We start from the raw sequence: 7433 nt of genomic DNA, 5'->3' as shown, positions 1-7433 counted from the left end.
CGGGGCGGGAAGCGCCGGTGTCCGGCGACGATGCGGAACTGGCGGTCTGCCGTGGCCTTGTCGCCAAACTCCGGGGTGAATTCCGGGTTCTTTCCGACGGGGATGCGACGACTTATGCGCTGTCGCTGCCCGGGGCCGGGGACATACAGGCCGGGCGGACTGCCCCGGAGCCGGAATTCCAATCCGTGCGGTATTCCGGCGATGCGCTGCCTGCCGAATCCGGCGGGGCACTGCCCGCAATGCTCGTGATAAACGAAGACCGCGACATGATTGCCCTTATCCGGGAGCTGTTTGCCGGAGAGTACAATATCGCGGTTATCGACGATTTGGACCGGGCTGCCGGGCTGCTTGCCGTGATGTCGCCGCAAATTATCCTTTGCGGGGCGGCTGCGCACGTCGGGGCCCTGGACGAAATAATCCGCACCATCCGCCGAACCCGCCAGCTCGCACAGGTGCCCGTTATCCTGTTGAGCGTGGGGACGCGTCCCGATATCCTGGCCGAAAACCCGGTTCCGGGCGCGGATATCTGCCTGACGCTGCCTTTCGACCTGGCGCACCTGCGGAGCGTCGCCGCGCAGCTGTTGCACCGTTACGCGTCGCACAGCGAGTGCGACCGTCCGGCTTGCAGCGCTTTCGACCTGGCGCAGGGGCGCATGCTCCACCGGGACGACAAGGCTTTCCTCGACAAGATGCTCGGCATTATCCGCCTGAATATCCTCGACCCGTCGCTTTCCACGCAGTTCATCGCCGGCGAAATGGGGATGAGCCTTCCGAATTTCTACCGCAAACTGGGCGGGATAACCCAGCAGACCCCGGCCTGTATTGTCCGGGAATACCGGCTCGGCATGGCCGAACAACTGCTGGTTACCACGAAACTTTCGATCGACGAAATCATTTACAAATCGGGTTTCTCCAACCGCAGTACGTTCTTCCGGGGATTTGTCGCCCGTTTCGGCTGCACGCCGAAAACTTACCGGGAGCGGAAAATCCGGGAAACGATGGAGGCGGAGGCGGTCTGACGAAAGTCCGGCCGGGCTGCGCTGCCGTACTGTGTCGAGCCTGCCTGCCTGTTGTGCCGTGCTTGCCCTGCCTGCCCTGCTGGTCGTGTCTGCCTGTTGTGCCGTCTGTGCCGTACTGTGCCGTGCCTGTCATGCCTGCCGTGCCTGCCTGTTGTGCCGTGTCTGCCTGCCGTGCCTGCCTGCCGTGTCGGACTGTGCCTGTTGTACGGTGCGCTCCCTGTTGTGCGGCGTGTGCTGTCCCCGCGGTCTGCCCTCTCCCTCCCGGAATGCTGCACGCGGGACAAAACGATGGCGGTTTTTGGCTCCTTGCCCGGTGCCGTGTCCCGTATCTTCCGGGTTTTGCGGCTGTTCCCACCCCGGAACGTACATATATTTTTTGCCGTTCGCAGTGAAATCGTTATATTTGCCGCCGGAGCTTCCGTGTACGGTTCGTCCGAGCGGGAACGAGGATTATTTTTAACTTTATCGAAATGAAAATTGCGATTGTGGGCGCCAGCGGCGCTGTGGGACAGGAGTTTCTGAAAATTTTGGAAGAGCGCGATCTGCGGATCGACGAATTGGTGCTGTTCGGTTCCGAACGCAGTGCGGGTCGCACGTACAAGTTCCGCGGGAAAGATGTCACGGTCAAATTGTTACAGCATAACGACGATTTCAAAGGGGTGGATTTCGCCCTGACGTCGGCCGGGGCCGGGACATCGCGCGAATATGCGGAAACGATTACCAAACACGGCGCCGTGATGATCGACAACTCGAGCGCTTTCCGCATGGATGCCGACGTGCCCCTCGTGGTGCCGGAGGTCAACCCCGGGGATGCGAAAAATGCGCCCCGCCGCATCATCGCCAATCCCAATTGCACGACAATCCAGATGGTTGTGGCGCTGAAAGCAATCGAGGACGTTTCGCACATCCGCCGCGTGCATGTTTCGACCTATCAGTCGGCCAGCGGCGCCGGGGCTGCGGCGATGGACGAGCTGGTCGCGCAATATGCCGAGCTGGGCGCAGGCAAGGAGCCGACGGTCAGCAAGTTTGCGTTCCAGCTGGCATACAACGTGATTCCCCATATCGACGTGTTCACCGACAACGACTATACCAAAGAGGAGATGAAGATGTTCTACGAAACACGCAAAATCATGCACTCGGACATTGCCGTGTCGGCGACCTGCGTGCGCGTGCCCGTGATGCGCGCCCACTCGGAGAGCATCTGGCTCGAAACCGAGCGCCCCGTGTCGGTGGCCGAGGCCCGCGAGGCGTTCTCGAAAGCCGAGGGCGTGGTGCTGATGGACGATCCCTCCGGCAAGGTCTACCCGATGCCGCTGTTCATCGCCGGCAAGGATCCCGTCTACGTGGGCCGCATCCGCAAGGATTTGACCTGCGAAAACGGCCTGGCGTTCTGGTGCGTCAGCGACCAAATCAAGAAAGGCGCGGCGCTCAATGCCGTGCAGATACTGGAAACGCTGATGTAGGACTGCGGCCTGCAACCGGTAAAAAGGGAACTGCGTGTTCCCTTTTTTTTTGTATCTTTGTTTCCGGTATAAAATTCGTGCCTTATGAAATCCAGGTATTTGGAGCGTTTGACCGAGCTGCCCGGCCCTGTGTGGCTCTTCGGCGCCTATGTCGTTTACCGTCTTTGGGAGTGGGGGTTCGGGCAACTCATGCAGATCGTGTCGGGCTCGTGGTGGCTGGGCGGCGGTCCGATCTTGTTGTACCTTATCCCTGTGGTCGGCGTGGCGTTGGCCGTTTGCGTGTTGTGGGGTTTTGTCGACCGGAGCCCCTACGGGTTGTCGCTGGCGCGCTGGTATGCCGGGCTGCAGGCTGTCATGCGCTTTGCGGCGCTTCTTATCCTTGTTTTCTCCGACTACGACCCGCTGCTGCACGGGGGAATGGAGCCGTATCTCCGGGGCATTGCCGGGCACGCCGTGTGGTGCGTGCTGTGGTTCCTCTTCCTGTGCTACCTGGAGCGTTCCGAAGCCCTGAAAGCCGTGATGCCCGAAACCGGCCGGAACCTGCCCTGGTGGGGCGTCGCAGTGCTGTTCTGTCTGATGCTCACCGGGGTGATATAAGGGAGCCGCAGGTCGTTTCCGTCCGCAAGCCGCGCCTTGTCGATCTCCGCTGCAGGCCTGTTTCTGTTTTCCCCCGGAATCCCGGAACGGGGAGCGCCGGATTGTGTCGCTCGGGAGCCGTTTGCCGTTTCGGTGCAGCATTTTTCGGGTCTGTTATCGTCGGAATCAAATCTTTTATTGTAACTTCGGGGTGCAACAGTCCCAAAAAAGAGGTGCCGGAGTTGTATTTTCCGAATATGTTCCGTATATTTGTGATACATATTGACTAACACGGAAAGTGTAAGTTTATTCTCGAGTGGTAAATCTTGCAAATTATTACGAAGGAGAGAATAGGCGGGCATTTCTTCGCGTCTTATCCGTTTCGGATATAGGCGTGGGACTGTTGCTTATTTTATTCTTCAGGTTTTGCAAGAACCTCCCACTCTAAAATAAGGCTTCAGCACCACGCTTTCCTTTTTTTAATTTTTAGCCGATTGTTACGGTTCCCATGGTGCGGGAGCCTGTGCCGCGTCATACCCGTCGTAGCGCGGATGAAGTGCCTAACCCTTAACTCTCAAATATTTATGAAAACTGCATTAAAAACCGTGCTGGCATTTGCCGCCACCCTTGTTTTCGCGGGCGCTTCCGCCCAGGAGGATCCTTCGAAGGAAACCGTCATCATCAACCCCTTTACCTACACTTCGGCTGTCAACCAGGCTGTTTGCGACAACATCCGCGCCGCCGTATTGTCGGGTTTTGCCGACCGGGGGCGTTTCCACATCGTCGATGCGCTGACCGACGGCACGCTGTCGAAGCTCTACGCCGACCGCAATATCGAGGACGTGGTGAACGACGCCAACTGGAAGACCGAGAGCGAAGCCGCATACAAGGCGCTGGGGGCCAAGAAAGTCGTTATCGGACAGGCCAACAACGTCGCTTTCTCGCAGTTCAAGTCGGATATCGACGGCAAGATGTACAACAAGGCCGACGTGACCTATTCGCTGAAAGTCTACAATATCGCCGACGGCGCCATGATTGCCTCGGAAGACCTCTCGGTGTCGGGCATCGATGCCGATTCGCGGGACGGCGCGTTCAACGACGCGATGAAAGACCTGCGCAAGTCGATGACCCGGTTCGTCGACAACCATTTTAAATTCGAAACCTATATCCTGGAGCTGGGCGAGGCCGACAAAAAGGGCCGCGTGAAAGAGCTCTACATCTCGGGCGGCACGGAGATGGGCATTGCCAAAAAGACCCGCTTCAAAGTGTACGCCGAGCGTAAGATCGGCCCGAAAGTGACCAAGTCGGAAATCGGCACCATCGTCGCCATCGAAGTGCTCGACGGCGTGACGAAGTGCCAGGTGGCCTCGGGCGAGGACGCCATCAAGGAGAAGTTCAACAACGGCGATACGCTGGTTGTCATCCTCGACAAGCAGGGTACGGCCGCCGGAGGTTTCCTCAAAGGGCTCGTAGGTGCTTAATCCGTCTGTAAATATTCTTTGCGAAACCGTTCCCGGGGCGCCTTTGGGCACTCCGGGGACTTTTCCCGTATAAACTTAAAAAATAGAACCGATGTTTAGGAAGTCCGTATTGTCAACCCTCGCAGTCCTGGGTGCCCTGTTTCCCGCCGCAGCGCAGAACTACACGACCGATGCCATCCTGAAGTCAACGACCGGGAAAATCGCGACGCTGGAGTGCTCGGGAATCGCCCGCACGAAGAAAGACGCGATTGAAATGGCGAAAAAATCAGTGATATACACTTATTTATATAACGGTATAGACGGCCTGAACGACAATAAACCCCTGTTGGGCTACAAACCTTCGGACAGTGCGGCGCAGTATGTCGGGCAGCTGCTCGGCACCACCCGCTACGCCAACTTCATCCGCAGCTGCACGGTCGCCGACAAAACCAACAAGACGGCGGGCAAGGACATACAAATCTTCGCCACGATCGGCCTCTATACCGAGTCGCTGGAGCGCGATTTGGTCAACAACGGCGTCATCGGACGCAGCGCCTCCGACATCGCGCTCTCCGAAACGCAGGAGGTGATTGCCATGCCCACGGTCATGGTCGTGCCTTTCCGCAAGGGCAGCGAGTCCTACGAGGAGGCGATTCGCAACAATTCGGACATGCGCATGGCCATCTCGAAAGTCAACGAAGGCTTTATCGGCGAAGGGGTCGAAACCAAAGACCTGCTGACCTCGCTCAACAACGCCAACACCTACCAGGTGCGCATGGGCGACGGCATGTCGCTCGACGATGCGATTCTGGCCAACTCGGGGGCCGACGTTTCCGTGAGCGTCGACATCAACCAGGACGTGAACGACGGCGGCGTGCGCGTTTCGCTGACGCTGCAGGCCATCGAGGTCGCTACGGGCAACACGCTGGCTACCAAATCCGAAATATCGGGCCGCAAGCGCACCACGGCCGACGTGCTGTGCGGCGTCATGGCCAAGGCGATGATCGGCGACTTCATGAAGCAGATTTCCACGCGCATGGCGACCAAGATTTCGACGGGACAGAGCGTGGCCGTGCGCTTTACAATCGACCCCGGCTCGGCCATCAACATGGACACCGAGATCAACAACATCATGCCCCTGTCGGATATCCTCGTTTCGTGGGTGAAGCGCCATGCCAAGAACGGCAAATACCATTCGCAGGGCCGTACGAGCACCCTGCTGGCTTTCAGCGATATTTATATCGACAACTCCGTGGAGGACGGCATGCAGTCGGACATCAACGACTTCGCGCTGGCGCTCTACCAGTACCTCAAGGGACTTGACCTCTCCGTGTCGCGTACGATCACGGGCAACTCCGTAGATGTAATCATATATTAAGTTACCGACCATGAACCTGTTTCGTAAATCAGCGCTCTGCCTGGCTTTCGTGCTGGGCGCAATCGCTCTCCGGGCCCAGAGCGTCATCGACCTCTCGGCCTATATCGATGCGGCCACGGCCGAACAGCTCGGCGGGAACAACGCCGCGGCGCTCAAGAACAAAATCAGCAAAATCATCACCCGCAACGGCATGGCCGATGCCGCCGGGCTTTTCGTCGTCACCCCGACGCTCACGATTACCGATGACGGAACGGTCGATACGGGGATGACCACCCTGCACGTGGTGCGCGCCGATTTGACGCTTTCGGTCAAGAACCTCTTCGAGGATACCGTTTTCGGCAGCCAGACCGTTTCGCTCCAGGCCAACGGCAAGAGCGAGGAGGCCTGCATGCGGTCGCTGATTAACAAAATCAGCGTCAGCGATGCGCGCTTCGCCAAATTGATTAAGGACGTGCAGCAGGGCATCGCCGATTATTATTCGCGCCAGATGCCGAAGATACTCGCCAAGGTCAATTCGCTGGTCGCACGCGGGGAGTATGAGGATGCGATGGCTGCGCTGGCGGTGGTTCCGGAGAGCGTCGACGAATACGAGGCCGTTGCCGACCTCAAGGTGCAGGTGTACAACAAACTGCTCGAAAACGAGGTGAAACGTGCCGTCGCCGAAGCCGACATCCTGGTGCGCCGGGGCGATATCGACGGGGCGCTGGAGTTGTGCCGCGCCTGCAATCCCGTGAGTCCCAATTACGGCGAAGTGCTCAAGTTCCTGCGCCGCCTCGATGCCGAGGCTGCGGCGGCCGAAGCCGCGGCGCTGGAGCAGGAACTGCGTAAGATGGATGCCCGGCAAATGCGTGAAGTGACGCAGCAGGAGGCGACCGTCGAGGCGCAGACGCAGAAAGCGGCGCGGGCCGAATCCTCTGCCAAGAAGGGCAAGTCGCTGGGCGAATGGCTCTTCGGTCTTTGATGGAATCATTGTCGGATAAACCTGGAATTACCATGAAAACCTGTCCTGTCTGCGGCGCCCGAATGGAAGATGCGCAGAACCTGTGTCCCGACTGCGGCGCCGATTATGTCGAAGCCGTCGTCAACGATATCACCTCCGTTGCCGGGGAGGATCCCCGGCTGATGCTCGCGAGCCTCGAGGAGGGGCTTGCCGGACTGGATTCGGTGCCGCAGCCCGCCATGGGCGACACCGTGCGTAAGATGACCCCGGCCCTGTGTGCCGCGGCGCTTGTATTCTGCCTGTTGGCCGGAGTGGCCACGGGTGCCAATTTCTTCTACCTGCTGGCGGTCGTCGTCCTGGTGCCGCTCGTCATGGCGCTGCTCGCCCGCATGCAGGGAAAGCTGCGGTTGAGTGCCGGCGAAGTGGTCGTCCGCGCTGCGGCGCGCGTCTTCGCCGAAGATGCCGCTTCCGTGCGGGAGCGTTTCGCGCAGCGGCCCGAAGTGCTGGAGCGGCTCGACGCCATGCAGCAACGGCTGGACGAAGCCCTCGCGCAGCAGGCGGCGGGGCATGCCCGGAACAGGCGGAAGGTGATTGTAA

7 protein-coding genes are annotated in these 7433 nt (G+C 59.2%); all 7 read left to right on the top strand.

Annotation, left to right across the window (positions count from 1 at the left end; all coding sequences use genetic code 11):
* The coding region (locus QZT71_RS11460; protein WP_295916304.1) for an AraC family transcriptional regulator at nucleotides 1-1019 on the top strand (1019 nt) is incomplete at its 5' end.
* A 470-nt stretch (nucleotides 1020-1489) separates the two neighbouring features.
* A complete protein-coding gene (locus QZT71_RS11455; protein ID WP_295916302.1) occupies nucleotides 1490-2482 on the top strand; it encodes an aspartate-semialdehyde dehydrogenase in 993 nt (330 codons plus the stop codon).
* Nucleotides 2483-2566: 84 nt separating this feature from the next.
* The gene (locus QZT71_RS11450) at nucleotides 2567-3079 is read left to right on the top strand and encodes a hypothetical protein (RefSeq protein WP_295916301.1); all 513 of its coding nucleotides are present in this window, start codon (nucleotides 2567-2569) and stop codon (nucleotides 3077-3079) included.
* A 563-nt stretch (nucleotides 3080-3642) separates the two neighbouring features.
* A complete protein-coding gene (locus QZT71_RS11445; protein ID WP_295916298.1) occupies nucleotides 3643-4539 on the top strand; it encodes a hypothetical protein in 897 nt (298 codons plus the stop codon).
* Nucleotides 4540-4630: 91 nt separating this feature from the next.
* Complete coding sequence (locus tag QZT71_RS11440) at nucleotides 4631-5896, top strand: DUF6175 family protein (protein WP_295916297.1); 1266 nt, start codon at nucleotides 4631-4633, stop codon at nucleotides 5894-5896.
* 10 nt (nucleotides 5897-5906) lie between these two features.
* Nucleotides 5907-6857, top strand: coding sequence for a hypothetical protein (locus QZT71_RS11435; protein WP_295916295.1), 951 nt, complete (start codon nucleotides 5907-5909; stop codon nucleotides 6855-6857).
* Between the two features lie 32 nt (nucleotides 6858-6889).
* Nucleotides 6890-7433 (top strand): hypothetical protein (locus QZT71_RS11430; RefSeq protein ID WP_295916293.1); only part of this gene is annotated, 544 nt, incomplete at its 3' end.

Origin of the sequence: uncultured Alistipes sp., from assembly GCF_902388705.1 — a bacterium.
In the GTDB taxonomy this organism is placed as follows: Bacteria; Bacteroidota; Bacteroidia; order Bacteroidales; family Rikenellaceae; genus Alistipes.
The sequence above is the reverse complement of the archived record's forward strand: the minus strand, read 5'-3'. Positions and strand labels throughout refer to the sequence as shown.